The sequence below is a fragment of the Pseudomonas sp. Tri1 genome (assembly GCF_017968885.1).
Classification (GTDB): domain Bacteria; phylum Pseudomonadota; class Gammaproteobacteria; order Pseudomonadales; family Pseudomonadaceae; genus Aquipseudomonas.
Genome location: NZ_CP072913.1, coordinates 5,782,567 through 5,798,731 on the forward strand (window position 1 = coordinate 5,782,567; position 16,165 = coordinate 5,798,731).

The 16,165-nt window shown below is 58.7% G+C and carries 11 protein-coding genes; 8 read left to right on the forward strand and 3 right to left on the reverse strand.

Annotation, left to right across the window (positions count from 1 at the left end; all coding sequences use genetic code 11):
* Positions 1 to 9: 9 nt before the first annotated feature.
* Positions 10 to 168, forward strand: a complete 159-nt coding sequence (locus J9870_RS25175; protein ID WP_210641063.1) for a hypothetical protein — start codon at positions 10 to 12, stop codon at positions 166 to 168.
* 84 nt (positions 169 to 252) lie between these two features.
* Positions 253 to 3,324 carry a type 2 lanthipeptide synthetase LanM gene (lanM, locus tag J9870_RS25180; RefSeq protein WP_210641066.1) on the forward strand — a complete coding sequence of 1,024 codons (3,072 nt, stop codon included), beginning with the start codon at positions 253 to 255 and terminating at the stop codon, positions 3,322 to 3,324.
* A 79-nt stretch (positions 3,325 to 3,403) separates the two neighbouring features.
* Here the strand turns inward: lanM and ettA are convergent, their stop codons facing one another.
* Positions 3,404 to 5,068 (reverse strand): energy-dependent translational throttle protein EttA, encoded by a 1,665-nt coding sequence (gene ettA / locus J9870_RS25185; RefSeq protein ID WP_123344840.1) that lies wholly within the window; start codon positions 5,066 to 5,068, stop codon positions 3,404 to 3,406.
* Positions 5,069 to 5,339: 271 nt separating this feature from the next.
* Between ettA and J9870_RS25190 the strand changes: the two genes are divergently transcribed.
* The 6 genes from J9870_RS25190 (at position 5,340) to J9870_RS25215 (ending at position 14,554) form a co-directional block, all read left to right on the forward strand.
* Positions 5,340 to 9,188, forward strand: coding sequence for a bifunctional diguanylate cyclase/phosphodiesterase (locus tag J9870_RS25190; RefSeq protein WP_210641068.1), 3,849 nt, complete (start codon positions 5,340 to 5,342; stop codon positions 9,186 to 9,188).
* Positions 9,189 to 9,438: 250 nt separating this feature from the next.
* Positions 9,439 to 10,692, forward strand: coding sequence for a serine hydroxymethyltransferase (gene glyA, locus J9870_RS25195; RefSeq protein ID WP_047230150.1), 1,254 nt, complete (start codon positions 9,439 to 9,441; stop codon positions 10,690 to 10,692).
* Between the two features lie 224 nt (positions 10,693 to 10,916).
* Positions 10,917 to 11,456 carry a hypothetical protein gene (locus J9870_RS25200; protein WP_210641070.1) on the forward strand — a complete coding sequence of 180 codons (540 nt, stop codon included), beginning with the start codon at positions 10,917 to 10,919 and terminating at the stop codon, positions 11,454 to 11,456.
* A gap of 305 nt (positions 11,457 to 11,761) precedes the next feature.
* Entirely contained in the window at positions 11,762 to 13,075 is a 1,314-nt protein-coding gene (locus tag J9870_RS25205) for a C4-dicarboxylate transporter DctA (RefSeq protein WP_210641071.1), read from the forward strand.
* A gap of 59 nt (positions 13,076 to 13,134) precedes the next feature.
* Entirely contained in the window at positions 13,135 to 13,839 is a 705-nt protein-coding gene (locus J9870_RS25210) for a FadR/GntR family transcriptional regulator (RefSeq protein ID WP_210641073.1), read from the forward strand.
* A gap of 22 nt (positions 13,840 to 13,861) precedes the next feature.
* On the forward strand, positions 13,862 to 14,554 hold the full coding sequence (locus J9870_RS25215) for a GntR family transcriptional regulator (protein ID WP_210641074.1): 693 nt from the start codon (positions 13,862 to 13,864) through the stop codon (positions 14,552 to 14,554).
* 146 nt (positions 14,555 to 14,700) lie between these two features.
* On the opposite strand, the gene yjiA is transcribed toward J9870_RS25215, so the two are convergent.
* A complete protein-coding gene (gene yjiA, locus J9870_RS25220; protein WP_210645422.1) occupies positions 14,701 to 15,669 on the reverse strand; it encodes a GTPase in 969 nt (322 codons plus the stop codon).
* A 292-nt stretch (positions 15,670 to 15,961) separates the two neighbouring features.
* Positions 15,962 to 16,159, reverse strand: coding sequence for a YbdD/YjiX family protein (locus J9870_RS25225; protein ID WP_003201656.1), 198 nt, complete (start codon positions 16,157 to 16,159; stop codon positions 15,962 to 15,964).
* Positions 16,160 to 16,165 lie beyond the last annotated feature (6 nt).

Genomic DNA, 16,165 nt, shown 5'->3' on the forward strand with positions numbered 1-16,165 from the left:
GGAAATACCATGAGCGAAAAAATCCTGAACATGTCCGGTGACTTCTATCTCGAATTCGACGCTTACCAAGCGCCCGCCAACAACATCGGCGGAATGCTGGCAACAACAATGGAATGCAATACCTTTGGAACGTGCACCGCCATTGAATGCTCAACAATCATGTGTTAATCCCGGTTAACTTATCACCATACAGGCAACACTTTTAAACATAGAGCAGGCATCGCCTGCTCTATCCATGCCAGGAGCTACGGCATGCTTGTTAACGCTTTGAAGTTGGATCAGCGTGGGAAGTGCAGATATTCTTCCGACGGCGACATCGCCCTTTTTGAAAACAACCTGACTCGTCTGCATGCTGACGACCAAACCTTGCTGAATCACTTTGGGTTGAACAGGGAGCAGCTGGTCTCTTATATCAAGGAACCTATCAACCAGCAGTGCTTGCCCGCCGCTGGCGAAACCGCCTTGAATGCCCTCAAGGATAAGCTTGCTCGCCTCGACAGCATTAATGTCGAAACAAAAGAAAGCTCAGGCGGCACGGATAATTTTTATTGGTTCAGCTATCGTTTTTTTCTTTATTTCGTCGACGCCTTCAAGGCAGATGAGCGCTATTTGAATGCGTCAACGCACATTGATGAACCCGCGTTGTTTGCAAGCCTTGAACGCTATGTCCTGGCCCGGGTTGAACGCACGGCGGAGCAGAGCCTGGTCCATTATTTGAATACACGGATTGCGAACGGTGATGACATTGACTTGAACGGATTCAATGAGCATCTGCGCACGTTGCCGCTGCTGACATTTTTCGAATCCTACCCAGTTCTAGCGACACTGCTGTTTGATCTGCTGGAAGACACCCTCCATTACCTTTATGCAGTCATTCACAACTTCGCCGACGATGCTGAAGCGCTGGTGCGGGAATTTTCGATTCCGTCCCGGAAAATCGAGGCTATCGAGCTTGGCCTGGGTGACCCCCATGGTCGCGGCGAAACGGTCTGCCAAGTCAAGATCAGCACGACTTCATTGGTCTACAAGCCAAGAGCAAACCGGGAGGCGATTTTTTTCTATCGTCTTCTTGGACAGTTGCGTGAGTGGACAGGCGCGGATTGTTTTTCTATCCACACCCCACGGATCCTCAGCCGCGAGCGACATAGCTGGGTAGAGAAAATCGACAACCTACCTTGTGACAGCGAAGCGGACGTTGGACTGTTCTATGAAAAAATGGGGGCACAAATAGCCGTCATCCATGCATTGAATGGGATCGACTTTCACTACGAAAACATTATCGCGTGCGGCAACAGTCCGGTCATGATTGACCTCGAGTGCTTGTTCACGGCTTCCACCAGCGACCTGCTCACTGACCTGCCCGCTGGCTGCGCACTGTCCAATAGCTTTAAATTGGTCCAGCGGTCGATATGTTCCAGCGGCTTCGTACCCTTTTCACAGCAACTCAATAACGACCAAAGTGGTCTGACCCGGCAAGCCTTATTCATCTCAACCCGCCATTCCCTGGTTTTCGACGGTGGTTTTTATCATCTGCGTAAAGTCGAATTCGAACACCACCTGATGCAAAAACACTTGCCGCTTTTGCAGAGTGAGCGCAAGGGGCCCCAAGCTTATAAAGCAGAGCTTCTCCAAGGCTTTGAATATGCCTATGGCAGACTCATGGTTCACCGGCACGCGATCATGCAGAAGCTTGAACAAGCCGCAGGCGAACTGTCGACCCGGGTGTTGCTGAAAAACTCTCAACGCTACGCTGACTTCATCGGGCTGATCCGTCACCCGCGCTTCATGCAGAACATGCTCGACAGAGAACTCCTGCTCGCGACCTTGTGGAAAGATTTGAAAGAACCCTATCGGGAAAAGGGCATTCCCCGCTATGAAATAGCCGACCTGCAAAGATCCAGCATTCCGTGCTTTACCATGCCGCTGAACGCCAACTATTTTACGAGCGCACAGGGTGAAACAATACCGATGGCGGCCGTGGAGCCCCCGCTGGAAAGCTGCCTACAGAAAATAGCCAACCTGTCCCACAAAGACTGGGCCTTGCAACGCACCTTGCTCGAAATCTGTTTGTTCCCAGAACCGAATGGACATCCACCATCGCTAATCAAGCAAACGCTGGCGAACCTTGAAAAGAAGCCCCTCGACGCGATTCTGAGCATCAGTTCACGCCTCGAGGAACTCGCGATAGTGGGCGCAGCAGAGGATGTAAGCTGGCTGTCTTTCCATATGCACCCCACGACTCAGAGAAAATACCCCTCGCCAATGGATCACGGGCTGTACTCCGGTATTGCCGGGATTGGGTTGTTTTACCTGAGCCTGTTTAAAGTGAGCGGCAAACCGCGCTTTCTATCGTGCATGGATCAGGTTCTGGACTCACTGGAACAACGCTTCGGCTTTTTCAAAACCGATTTGACGGTCAGTGCGTATCACGGGCTGGGGTCTTACATCTATCTGCTCATCAATCGTCGCCAGGTCACTGGAGACGCCAGTCACGATGAAAAAATTGCCGGCCTGCTGACCCAGCTGATTGAAGTGCCTCCTGAACACTATGATTTCGACTTCCTGGGAGGTTGTTGTGGTGCGGTGACACTACTGGCCAATATCCATGCGTTATCGGCACAGGAGGACGTGTTGCCGGCCATACAACGCATGGTCGACTACATAAAAGACCAAATCCTGATTGAAGACGGCCAGCTTCTACGACGCGATGACCGCTCTGTCATTCTGACAGGCTTGTCCCACGGCCTCTCGGGCGTCATCCATGCCCTGTGCAAAGCCTATGACGTGACCGGCGATGCGACGCTGGTGCCTTTGGCCATCCAGGTACTCGTGGGGGAAAACCGCTTGAGTCGGGATGGTTTCTGGCTGGACCTGCGCAACCTCGGGCCGGCGGACCATACGTCCAAGTGGTGCCACGGCGACGGAGGCATCCTCATCGCCAGACGACAGCTCATGGAGTCGATGGGGGACGCCCTGGACGAAGCGACCAGGCAGACCGTGCTCGACGATATACAGCGATGCGAGAACAATCTCTGGCAACACGGGTTTGGCGAGGGCTACAACCTGTGCCATGGCGACTTCGGCAATCTGCTCTGCCTGTATGACCTGTATCGGCATTCAGATAACCCCGAGGGTATGAACAGAGTCAGAGAGGCACTGGACGAAGTCTCCCGGCAATTTTTCGAAGGGCCCTCTCTCGACAGTGATCGGGTGCCCGATGTCAGTCTGCTGACTGGAATCGCAGGGGCGGGCTATGCCTTGCTGTACCAGATGGATCCGACGCTTCCCAACATTCTCTCGCTCGATTTCGCGACACCAGCATAGACAGCTCCCACAATGGATTTGCATGCATAAAAAAACGGAGCCTTTCGAAGGCTCCGTTTTTTATGCAACTGACCGCGAATCAGGCCAGTTTCTTGTGCCGTACACGGTGCGGTTGGGCAGCCGCTTCGCCGAGGCGTTTCTTGCGATCGGCTTCGTACTCGGTGTAGTTACCTTCGAAGAACACCGCTTGCGAGTCGTCTTCGTACGCCAGGATGTGGGTCGCCACGCGGTCAAGGAACCACCGATCGTGGGAGATCACAATGGCGGCGCCCGGGAAGTCCAGCAGGGCTTCTTCCAGGGAACGCAGGGTTTCGACGTCGAGGTCGTTGGACGGTTCATCGAGCAGCAGGACGTTGCCACCCTCCTTCAAGGTCAACGCCAGGTGCAAGCGACCGCGCTCACCACCGGACAGGTCCTTGACGAACTTCTGCTGGTCGCCGCCCTTGAAGTTGAAGCGGCCCACATAGGTGCGCGACGGAATTTCATAGTTGCCGATGCGGATCTGGTCGGAACCGTCGGAGATCTGCTGGAACACGGTCTTGCTGCCGTCCAGGTCTTCGCGGCTCTGGTCGACGCAGGCCAATTGCACGGTTTCACCGATTTCGATGCTGCCCGAATCCGGTGTTTCCTTGCCCATCAGCATGCGGAACAGCGTGGATTTACCCGCGCCGTTACCACCGATCACACCGACGATGGCGCCTTTGGGCATGGAGAACGACAGGTTGTCGATCAGCACGCGATCGCCATAGCCCTTGGTGACGTTCTTGAACTCGATGACCTTGTCACCCAGGCGCGGACCGGCCGGAATGTAGATCTCGTTGGTTTCGCTGCGCTTCTGGAATTCCTGGGACTGCATTTCCTCGAAGCGCTGCAGACGCGCCTTGGATTTGGACTGGCGGGCCTTGGCGCCTTTGCGCACCCACTCCAGTTCTTCCTTCATGGCTTTTTCATGGGCCGACTGCTGCTTGGATTCCTGGGCCAGACGATCGGACTTGGCTTCCAGCCAGCCCGAATAGTTGCCTTCGTACGGGATACCCGCACCGCGGTCCAGTTCCAGGATCCAGCCGGCGACGTTATCGAGGAAGTAACGGTCGTGCGTAATCGCGACCACGGTACCCGGGAAATCGTGCAGGAAGTGTTCGAGCCAGGCGACGGAGTCGGCGTCCAGGTGGTTGGTCGGTTCGTCGAGCAGCAGCATGTCCGGGGCGGACAGCAGCAGCCGGCACAGGGCCACACGGCGTTTTTCACCGCCGGACAGGTGTTCGACCTTAGCGTCCCAGGCCGGCAGGCGCAGCGCATCGGCGGCGACTTCCAACTGGCGGTCCAGGTTGTGGCCATCGCTGGCCTGCAGGATGGCTTCGAGCTTGGCCTGTTCGGCGGCCAACTTGTCGAAATCGGCATCCGGCTCGGCGTAGGCAGCGTAGACCTCATCCAGGCGCGCCTGGGCGTCCTTGATCACGCTGACCGCTTCCTCGACCACTTCACGCACGGTCTTGGTCGGGTCCAACTGAGGCTCTTGAGGCAGGTAGCCGATGTTCAGGTCCGGCATCGGACGGGCTTCGCCGTCGAATTCGTTATCGACGCCGGCCATGATTTTCAGCAACGTGGACTTACCCGAACCGTTGAGACCCAGCACGCCGATCTTGGCGCCGGGGAAGAACGAGAGTGAAATATTTTTCAGGATTTCCCGCTTCGGCGGAACAACTTTGCTCAGCCGATGCATGGTGAAGACGTATTGAGCCATGGTGAACCTAGCGTCAGTGACAGGTGAAAAGAACGAGCCAGGCCATGCACAGCGCAGGCACTTGATGGTCATCAATGCCTGCGGGCAGTTAAAGCCTGGGAGTCTGGAGCCGGAGCGCTCTTGTTTGACCGGCAAAGCTACCTCAACCGTCCGTCAAGGTCCAGCCGCCAGGGACTGGCACTTTGCCACAAGTCAAGGCATGCTAGCCGCCCTTCGGGCGTCCGGCTTATAGTGCACGTCGCGCCAGTCCAGCAAACTGCAGGATTACAGCTTGTCCAAAGTCACGCCGACCCTGTCCCCACGCGCACCGGCTGCTGTGCCCGGCTCCCCCCTGCGCGGGACATTGAAAGGCGCACTGGCCACGCTGGTGCTGCTGTTGCTCGGATTACTCTTCTGGCAGTTACTCGACCAACTGCGCGAAACCCAGCAGCAACAGCGCCAATACACTATCGACTACACCGCCGATCTGGCCGCGCAAGTCAGCCTGAACATGGCCCTGAACGCGCAAATCGCCCTCAACCTGCTACCCATCGTCGAACAACCGCAAACGGCCGACGAACAGCAGGCCCTGTTGCGCAAACTCCAGCAATCGTTGCCCGAGCTGCGTAGCCTGGCATTGCTGAGCCCCTCCGGCAAAGTACTCAGTGACAGCGATGCCCAGAGCCAGGACGCTGACTACCTGGGTGAACTGGTACGCCGAAGTCATGCCCAGGCGCACTATTTCAGCAATGCAGAAGACGGTTCCGTGGTGCACCTGCTGTTGCACCAGGCCACCGGCAGCACCCGCGGCTATTGGGCCCTGCGCCTGAACCCAAGCTTTTTCTCGACCCTGACCAAACAGGTCGATGTCGGCTTGCGCCCGCTGTGGCTGGTGGAAAACCGCCTCAACCAGCAGATCATCAGTCGCGACGAAGGGCTGCCCTCGGCCAGCGCTACCCGTCTATCGCCGGATGACCTGAACAACACCGTGCTGACCGTGCCCTTGAGCAGCAGCGACTGGCAGCTGCGCGGGCTGTTCGACCGTCGCCAGGTGATCGAACAACTGCTGCCGGCCTTCGTCGGCAAATGCCTGCTGGGCCTGGCGTTTTCGTTGTTGCCGGTGATTGCCCTGCTGAGCATGCGCCGGCGCCAGCGCCAACTGCACGAAGGTCGTCGTCGCTACCAGGATATTTTCGAAGGCACTGGCGTGGCCCTGTGCGTGCTCGATCTGTCGGGGCTCAAGGCCTTTTTTGAGCGGGCCGGCTTGCACAATGGCGATCAATTGCGCGCCTGGATGAAAACCTCTCATCAAATCGAGCAATTGCGCCAGGAAGTTCACGTCACCGAAGTCAACCAGATGGCGTTGAAGCTGCTCAACGTCGACTCCTGCGATCAGGCCTGGCAACTGCTGGTCGGCAAGGGTGCGCAGGACCACAACCCCGTTGGTTCGAAGCTGCTCGAAGCACTGCTCGACCAACACAAGCAACTGGAGCTGGAAATCAGGCTCCAGGACGCCCATGGCCGTGATCAGCACCTGTGGCTGGTACTGCGCCTGCCGGAAAGACAGCAAGACTATAACGCCGTCATCCTCAGCATCAGCGACATCACCAGCCGCAAGCTGATCGAGCTCTCGCTGCTTGAACGAGAAGGCTTCTGGTCCGACGTGGTGCGCACCGTACCGGATCATCTCTACGTGCAGGACGTCATCAGCCAGCGGATGATCTTCAGCAACCATCACCTGGGCCAGACCCTGGGGTACGACCGCACCGAGCTGCAACAGATGGGCGAGTACTTCTGGGAAATCCTGCTGCACAGCGAAGACGCCGATCATTACCATTGCCTGCGCCAGGAACAACGCCGGGCCGGTTACGCGCAACTGCTGCAATGCCAGCTGCGCTTTCGTCATCGCAATGGCAAATGGCGGCGTTTCGACATCCGTGAACAGGCCCTGGCCCGGGACCGCTACGACCAGGTGACACGGATCATCGGCGTCGCCAAGGACATCACCGAGCAGATCGAGGCCAGTGAATCGCTGCGTGACAGCGAACAACGCTACCGGATGCTCGCTGAAAGCATCAGCGATGTGATTTTCTCCACCGACAACAAGCTCTCGCTCAACTATGTCAGCCCGTCGGTACAGGCAGTGCTGGGCTACACCGCCGATTGGATCTTCCAGAACGGCTGGCAATCGACCATCGCCAATCCACAGCAGCTGACCGGCATCTACACCCTGATGGACCGGGTCAGCAAGGCCCTCGACAAGCCCGAACAATTGGCCGAGCTGCGCAACCAGATGCAAACCCAGCTGTTCCTGTTCGACTGTCTGCGCGCCGACGGGCGCAAGATCCCCATCGAACTGCGACTGGTGCTGGTGTGGGATGAAAACGGCGCGTTCGAAGGCGTGCTCGGCGTGGGTCGCGATATCAGCCAGCAGCGACGCGCCGAAAAAGACCTGCGCATGGCCGCCACGGTGTTCGAACATTCGACCTCGGCGATCCTGATCACCGACCCGGCCGGCTACATCGTCCAGGCCAACGAAGCCTTCAGCCGCGTCAGTGGTTATGCAGTGTCGCAAGTGCTGGACCAACTGCCCAACATGCTGACCGTGGACGAGCAGCAGGAAGCCCACTTGCGCTACGTGCTCAAGCAGCTGCAACAGCACAGCACCTGGGAGGGCGAAGTCTGGCTCAAGCGCCGCAATGGCGAACATTACCCGGCTTGGGTCGGCATCACAGCGGTGCTGGACGACGAAGGCGACCTGGCCAGCTATGTGTGTTTTTTCAGCGACATCAGCGAGCGCAAGGCCAGCGAGCAACGGATCCATCGCCTGGCCTACTACGACGCCCTGACCCACCTGCCCAACCGCACGCTGTTCCAGGACCGCCTGCACACCGCGCTGCAATCGGCCGAGCGGCAGAAGACTTGGGTCGTGTTGATGTTCCTCGACCTGGACCGTTTCAAACCGATCAACGACTCCCTGGGCCATGCCGCCGGCGACCGGATGCTCAAGGAGATGGCCACGCGCCTGCTCGGCTGCGTGGCCGACGACGACACCGTGGCGCGCATGGGCGGCGACGAATTCACCCTGCTGCTGCAACCGCGCGCCAGTCGGGAAATGGCATTGAACCGGGCCATTACCGTGGCCGAACAGATCCTCGCCAGCCTGGTCCGACCCTTCGTGCTCGAAGGTCGGGAGTTCTTCGTCACCGCCAGTATCGGTATCGCCCTGAGCCCCCAGGACGGCAACGAGCTGAGCCAGTTGATGAAAAACGCCGACACCGCCATGTACCACGCCAAGGAGCGAGGCAAGAACAACTTCCAGTTCTACCAGGCCGACATGAACGCCAGCGCCCTGGAGCGCCTGGAGCTGGAAAGCGACCTGCGCCATGCCCTGGAGCAGAACGAGTTCGTGCTGTATTACCAGCCGCAGTTCAGCGGTGATGGCAAACGTTTGACCGGCACCGAGGCCCTGCTGCGCTGGCGTCATCCACGACGCGGACTGGTGCCGCCGGGGGACTTCATTCCGGTGCTCGAAGAACTCGGGCTGGTGGTGGACGTCGGCGACTGGGTCATCAGCGAGGCCTGTCGCCAACTCAGGACCTGGCACCAGGCCAAGGTCCGGGTGCCGAAGGTCTCGGTCAACATTTCCGCCCGACAGTTTTCCGACGGCCAGCTCGGCACGCGCATCGCCAATATCCTGCGCAGCACCGGTCTGCCGCCAGCCTGCCTGGAGCTGGAACTGACCGAAAGTATCCTGATGCGTGAAGTCAGCGAGGCGATGCAGATCCTCGACGGCTTGAAAAACCTCGGGTTGAGCATTGCGGTGGATGACTTCGGCACCGGTTATTCGTCGCTCAACTACCTCAAGCAATTCCCCATCGATGTGCTGAAGATCGACCGCACCTTTGTCGACGGCCTGCCCTCCGGCGAGCAGGACGCCCAGATCGCCCGGGCAATCATCGCCATGGCCCATAGCCTCAACCTGGCAGTGATCGCCGAAGGCGTCGAGACCCACGAGCAATTGGACTTTCTGCGCGAGCACGGCTGCGACGAGGTCCAGGGCTACCTGTTCGGCCGGCCGATGCCGGCTAATCGGTTTGAAGCGCAGTTCAGCAATGATGCGTTGTTCATGCTCGACTGAAATTTGTGCTGCCTGGACTGGCCTCATCGCGAGCTTGCTCGCTCCCACAATTGTTTTTGGTTGCCCTTGGAATCCACAGACGCCACAGCCCCCCTGTAGGAGCGAGCAAGCTCGCGATGAGGCCGGTACAGGTGACACCGAGCCCTGCTTGAACCCCATTCGTCCGCGACATGATGTCCTTTCATATGCCTTCCAAAACCGGTTGGGTTAGAATGCCCCCCTTTTCTGCCCCCGATCCTTGAGGACCGCCATGTTCAGCCGTGATTTGACTATTGCCAAGTACGACGCCGATCTCTTTGCCGCCATGGAGCAAGAAGCTCAGCGCCAGGAAGAGCACATTGAGCTGATCGCTTCGGAAAACTACACCAGCCCTGCGGTGATGGAAGCTCAAGGCTCGGTACTGACCAACAAATACGCCGAAGGCTACCCAGGCAAGCGCTACTACGGCGGCTGCGAGTTCGTCGATGTGGTCGAGCAACTGGCCATCGACCGTGCCAAGGAGCTGTTCGGTGCCGACTACGCCAACGTCCAGCCCCACGCCGGTTCCCAAGCCAACGCCGCTGTCTACCTGGCGCTGCTGTCGGCCGGTGACACCATCCTGGGCATGAGCCTGGCCCACGGCGGTCACCTGACCCACGGCGCCAGCGTTTCCTCCTCCGGCAAGCTGTACAACGCTATCCAGTACGGCATCGATGGCAATGGCCTGATCGACTACGACGAAGTCGAGCGCCTGGCTCTGGAACACAAGCCGAAGATGATCGTGGCCGGTTTCTCTGCCTACTCGCAGATCCTCGACTTCCCACGCTTCCGCGAAATCGCCGACAAGGTCGGTGCCTACCTGTTCGTGGACATGGCTCACGTTGCGGGCCTGGTCGCCGCCGGCGTCTACCCGAACCCGGTGCCATTCGCCGACGTGGTCACCACCACCACCCACAAAACCCTGCGCGGCCCACGTGGCGGCCTGATCCTGGCTCGCGCCAATGCCGACATCGAGAAGAAGCTGAACTCCGCTGTCTTCCCGGGTGCCCAGGGCGGCCCACTGGAACACGTGATCGCCGCCAAGGCGATCTGCTTCAAGGAAGCCCTGCAACCTGAGTTCAAGGCTTACCAACAGCAAGTGGTGAAAAACGCCAAGGCCATGGCCGGCGTGTTCATCGAACGCGGCTTCGACGTGGTCTCCGGCGGTACCGAGAACCACCTGTTCCTGCTGTCCCTGATCAAACAGGACATCTCCGGTAAAGACGCTGACGCGGCGCTGGGCAAGGCGTTCATCACCGTGAACAAGAACTCGGTGCCAAACGACCCACGCTCTCCGTTCGTTACCTCGGGCCTGCGCTTCGGCACCCCAGCCGTAACCACCCGCGGTTTCAAGGAAGCCGAGTGCAAGGAACTGGCCGGCTGGATCTGCGACATCCTGGCTGACCTGAACAACGAAGCTGTGATCGACGCTGTTCGTGAGAAGGTCAAGGCTATCTGCAAGAAGTTGCCGGTATACGGCGCTTAATCAGCCCGCCAGACCGTAGTTAAAAAGGCCCGCATCGAAAGATGCGGGCCTTTTTTATTAGTCGTCAACCAGACAAGGCCAATTAACCAAGTTACCCGCAATCCCATGCAACGCTCGCCACCGCACTTAACTTTCTGCAATACAGATAACACCACCGACAATCAATAAATCAATAATATCCAGCTCGCTCCACCTCACAACTCAATACAGGATTCAATTATCACATGGACAGTGAACAATCTTTTCATGCAACACTTAATATGTTTGACGCCCACGTAAATCTACTTGAAACGCTGCATGGCAAACCCGCGATGGCGACCGTCAGTTCATTCAGCGGTGGATTCTTTACCGGCAAACCGCAAACCCATGATCACTCACACCTGCTCGGCATGCGCGCCGAAGCCCAGGGCGTGGACTGCACCCCATTGATGCTGCATTTCCAGCCTACGCCCAATGGCTACATCCTGACCCTGAAAAACCCCGGGGAATACCATAACAAACTGATTAGCAAGAGCTGGCTTGAAGTGCTTGGCGCACAGAATTCAAACACTGTTAATCCGACGCGTTTCCTCCTTATCGATCATCAACAAAACATCATCACACGAAAAAGTATCAACACCCAGCACACCCCCATCTCGCTCATGACCGCGACTAATAAATATGTCGGTGGATTAAGAATGCGCGGGTCGCCTTATATTTATCTTGCCGAGACCGAAGAAAAGTCAAAGATAACTTTCATCTTGAGCCTGCGTGAAGGAGTGTAGGGCCCGCCCAAAAACATGAAACCAGGTAGCCCCTGTGACGAGAGGTTTGTCCCCTCGCCCCAGGGGCTGCGTCAGGTTGACCGGCTGCAAAATTTTTAAATTGGAAGAAAAGGCTCAAGCACAGGGGTTTCGTCACCACTGGTAAGACCGGTAAAGCCAAAACCCCGCAATTCAGCTTGCATCCCCTGAAAAACCGCGCCTAGACTGCGCCTGCACTGGACAAACCGGTAAGACCACAATAATGAAGTCCTGACGCCAACGGCCCAGCGCCGACGAACAAGGACACCGAACCAGGAATCCCTCCCATGCTCAAATGGTGCTCGCGGTCGATCTTCCTTCAAGTTGTCCTCGGACTGGTGCTCGGCATCGTCTGCGGGCTTACCCTTCCCGAATACTCTGCACAGCTCAAACCCCTCGGCGACGGCTTTATCAAGCTGATCAAGATGCTCATCGGCCTGATCGTGTTCTGCGTGGTGGTCAGCGGTATCTCCGGTGCCGGCGACCTGAAGAAGGTCGGACGCATTGGTCTCAAGTCGGTGATTTACTTCGAAGTGCTCACCACCATCGCCCTGGTCCTCGGCCTGGTGCTGGCCTTCAGCACCGGCATCGGCAGCGGCGCGAACATTCATCTGGAGCAGTTTTCCAGCGCAGACATGGGGGATATCGCTCAGCGTGGCCAACACATGGTCACCACCACTCAGTTCCTCATGAACCTGATTCCGACTTCGGTGATCGGTGCGTTCGCCGATAACAACATCCTGCAGGTGTTGCTGTTCTCGGTACTGTTCGGCAGTGCGTTGAATCTGGTGGGCGACGCGGCTTCCGGCATTTCGCGGTTGATCAACGAACTCAGCCACGTGATTTTTCGCATCATGGGCATGATCGTGCGCCTGGCCCCTATCGGCGTGTTCGGCGCCATTGCCTTCACCACCAGCAAATACGGCCTGGACTCGTTGCAGCACTTGGGCAGCCTCGTCGGGCTGTTCTACCTGACCTGCATCGCTTTTGTCGCGGTGATCCTGGGCCTGGTCATGCGCGCGTCGGGCCTGCCGATGCTGCCGTTCCTCAAATACCTGCGCGAAGAGCTGCTCATCGTCCTCGGCACCGCTTCGTCCGACGCCGTGCTGCCACAGATCATGCGCAAGCTCGAACACCTCGGGATCGGCAGCTCCACCGTGGGCTTGGTCATTCCCACCGGTTATTCGTTCAACCTCGACGGTTTTTCGATTTATCTGACCTTGGCGATTGTCTTCATTGCCAACGCGACCGGTACGCCCCTGGCCCTGAGCGATCTGTTGACCATCCTGCTGGTGTCGCTGATCACCTCCAAGGGCGCTCACGGGATTCCCGGCTCGGCGCTGGTGATCCTGGCCGCCACACTGACAGCGATCCCGGCGATCCCGGTGGTCGGCCTGGTGCTGGTGCTGGCCGTGGACTGGTTCATGGGCATCGGTCGCGCACTGACCAACCTGATCGGCAACTGCGTGGCCACCGTGGCGATTGCCCGCTGGGAAAAAGACATCGATGTCCCTCGGGCGCGCAAAGTACTGTCGGGCCAACAAGGTTATGCCTTTCAATCGAGAAAACCGGTGGGCAGCGCCCATCATCAGCAATTCTGAAAGACCGCAGTGCCGGCCCGCGAACCGGCACCGCCTAAGTGATTTTCAAGGAGTGACATGTGATCAGTTCATCAACCGTCGTCAATTCCGTGGTGGAGAAACTCCGTGCCGCCCTGGCCCGGGGCCAATGGCGTTCGGGCGACATGCTGCCCGGTCAGCGTGAACTGGCCGAGCAACTGGGTATCAGCCGGCCAAGTCTGCGTGAAGCGGTGATTGTGCTGGAGACCCTGGGACTGGTGCGCTCGATGCCCGGCAAGGGCGTCGTGGTGCTGGAGGCCACGTTCAGCGATACGGCCGGTGAAAGCAGTGCCATGGCCGGTGCGAGCCTGGAAGATGTGCTGCAACTGCGCTACACCCTGGAGCCCTTCATCGTCGGCCTTGTGGCCCAGTCCATCAGCAGCAAGGAAGTCGGCCAGTTGCGCCTGACCCTCATGGACATGCGCGAAGCCCTGGAAGCCAACGACAGCGACGCCTGCGCCAACGCCTACATCGCTTTTCATGAAGAGCTGTTTGCCCTGACCTCCAACCCAATCTTCCAGAACGTGGTCCAGCAGACCAGCAACGCGCTCAAGCAAAGCGCTGATGTACTGCGTAATTCGCCCGAGCACCTGGCCGAACGCCTGGAAGAGAACGAAGCCGTGGTGCGCGCCATCCGTGGCAAGAACAGCGCCCAGGCCAGCGCTGAAATGCGTCGGCACATTCTCAGGGAAGGCCAGCGCATGGGCATCGAACTGAATATTCCGGACGACAGCCTCGGCACTTGAGCCAGGGCCCGCGGAGACTGCCATGAACAATCTCGTTTCCCATCAACATAACTGCAACGTGCTCGCCGGCCTGCCTCTGCCCGGCCGGATCGGCAAACCGTCGGTGGACGATATCTACCCGCGGATCTTCGATGCCATCCTCGAACAACGCATTGCTCCGGCCAGCCGTTTCACCGAGGAAAGCCTGGGGGATGTATTCGGTGTCAGCCGCAGCATCATTCGCCGCGTCCTGGCGCGCCTGTCTCACCAGCAAGTGGTGATCCTGCGCCCGAACCATCGACCACAAGTCGCAGCGCCGGACCTGGAACAGACGCGGCAGATCCTGCACGCCCGTCGCCTGGCCGAACAGACCCTGGTGCGCCTGGCCTGCAAGGCACCGCAACCGCAGGATCTACGGCGCCTGCGAGAGCTGGTGGAACAGGAACAGCGCTGCCTGGATCGCGGCGAGCGCGGCCCGGCGATACGCCTGTCCGGCGAGTTTCACCTGCACTTGGCGGCCATGGCCGGTAACGCGCCATTGGCGCAATTCCTCGGCAGCCTGGTGCCATTGACCTCGCTGGCCCTGGCGCGGCACGAGATAAAGTCCCGCAGGCATTGCGCCTGGCAGGAGCATCTGGCGATCGTCGAGGCCGTGGAAGGCGGTAATGCTAATGAGGCAGTGCGGCTGATGGACGAGCACCTGGACCATCTGGAGCAAAAGCTGACGATCAGATAGCTGTTGTGGCGAGGGAGCTTGCTCCCGCTCGGTTGCGCAGCAACCGCCAAAAAGCGAGGGCGGCTACGCCTCCCAGCGGAAGCAAGCTCCCTCGCCATGAGATGCTCTTTAGCCGCACATTGTCGATGGTCGCAGGCAAAGCGTCGTCAAAGTAGGATGGCGTCGAAGCCTGCGCGGATTTTTTCCTCGGGCAGCTCGTCGGCGATAAATACGATAACGCTTTCCCGAGGCTCATCCGGGGCCCATTCAGTGTCCCAATCGAAACCGTACAGCTTGAGCACGCCCTGGAACACCAATCGCCGGGGTTCATTGGCGATGTTCAACACGCCCTTGTAGCGCAGCAACTGCTTGCCATGCGCTTCCAGCAACTGGTTCATGAACTCGCTGAGCTTGTCGATATCCAGCGGTTTGTCGGTGCGCAGCACGAGGCTGCTGATGCGGTCACCTGGGGTTGCCTTGCCGACCGGGCGCAAACTGAACCCCGCGCCCAGGTCGGCATTGAGATTGAAACCACGGATATCGAGCAGTTCGGCCAGATCGATCTTGCCGTGTTCAACCACCCTGATCGGCGCCCGTCGGTTGATGCGCGTCAGGCGCTCGCCAAGGGCCTCGACCTGGGCGGCGTCCACCAGGTCGGTCTTGCTCAAAAGCAGGCGATCGGCGAACCCCACCTGAGCCTGGGCGATGGCCTGGGCCAGGTGGACATCGGCGTGAGCGGCGTCCACCAGGGTCAGGATCCCATCGAGGATGTAGCGCTCGCGCAGGTCCTCGTCGATGAAAAACGTCTGTGCTACCGGGGCCGGGTCAGCCAGGCCGGTGCACTCGATGACCAGGCGATCGAAAGCGATCTCACCACTGTCCAGCCGCTCCAGCAGCAGGTAAAGGGCCTTGGTCAGGTCGGTATGGATGGTGCAGCACACACAGCCGTTGGCCAGGGTCATGACTTGCACCGGCTCGTCGCCGAGCAGTTGCGTGTCGATGCCGGCATCGCTGAATTCGTTCTCGATCACGGCGATTTTCAGGCCATGCTCGGCCTTGAGCAGATGGCGCAACAACGTGGTCTTGCCGGCGCCGAGGAAGCCGCTGAGGATGGTGACCGGGATGGGAGAGGACAACATGGTTCTCCTGTTTCGAAATTAAAGAAAAGCACAAACCCCTGTGGGAGCGGGCTTGCTCGCGAAAGCGGTAGGTCAGCCGACATCGATGCTCCTGACCCGACGCCATCGCGAGCAAGCTCGCTCCCACAAGGGGTTCTGTGGCGTATGCAAATCCTGAGACCACCCAAAAACAACTGTGGGAGCGAGCTTGCTCGCGATAGCGGTAGGTCAGCCGACATGATCGCAACTGACACTACGCCTTCGCGAGCAAGCCCGCTCCCACAGGAGTTACCTCAACCCAAGCGGTGCTTCAACAGCACTTGGGCCCACCCTTGCCACCGTAACGGGCCTCCTGGCGTTCGCGGAAGAACGCCTCGTAGTCCATCAGCGGTTTGTCCGGGTGCTTGGTTTGCATGTGCTCGACGTAGTTGTCGTAGTCGGGCATGCCGACCATCAGGCGCGCGGCCTGACCGAGGTATTTACCGAGGCGACTCAAGTCATTGAACATCGTTGC

Bases quoted from the DNA above. Each gene is read 5' to 3' on its own strand.
- J9870_RS25175 (WP_210641063.1), top strand. From the start codon at position 10: ATGAGCGAAAAAATCCTGAACATGTCCGGTGACTTCTATCTCGAATTC.
- lanM (WP_210641066.1), top strand. From the start codon at position 253: ATGCTTGTTAACGCTTTGAAGTTGGATCAGCGTGGGAAGTGCAGATAT.
- ettA (WP_123344840.1), bottom strand. From the start codon at position 5,068: ATGGCTCAATACGTCTTCACCATGCATCGGCTGAGCAAAGTTGTTCCG.
- glyA (WP_047230150.1), top strand. From the start codon at position 9,439: ATGTTCAGCCGTGATTTGACTATTGCCAAGTACGACGCCGATCTCTTT.
- J9870_RS25200 (WP_210641070.1), top strand. From the start codon at position 10,917: ATGGACAGTGAACAATCTTTTCATGCAACACTTAATATGTTTGACGCC.
- J9870_RS25205 (WP_210641071.1), top strand. From the start codon at position 11,762: ATGCTCAAATGGTGCTCGCGGTCGATCTTCCTTCAAGTTGTCCTCGGA.
- J9870_RS25215 (WP_210641074.1), top strand. From the start codon at position 13,862: ATGAACAATCTCGTTTCCCATCAACATAACTGCAACGTGCTCGCCGGC.
- J9870_RS25225 (WP_003201656.1), bottom strand. From the start codon at position 16,159: ATGTTCAATGACTTGAGTCGCCTCGGTAAATACCTCGGTCAGGCCGCG.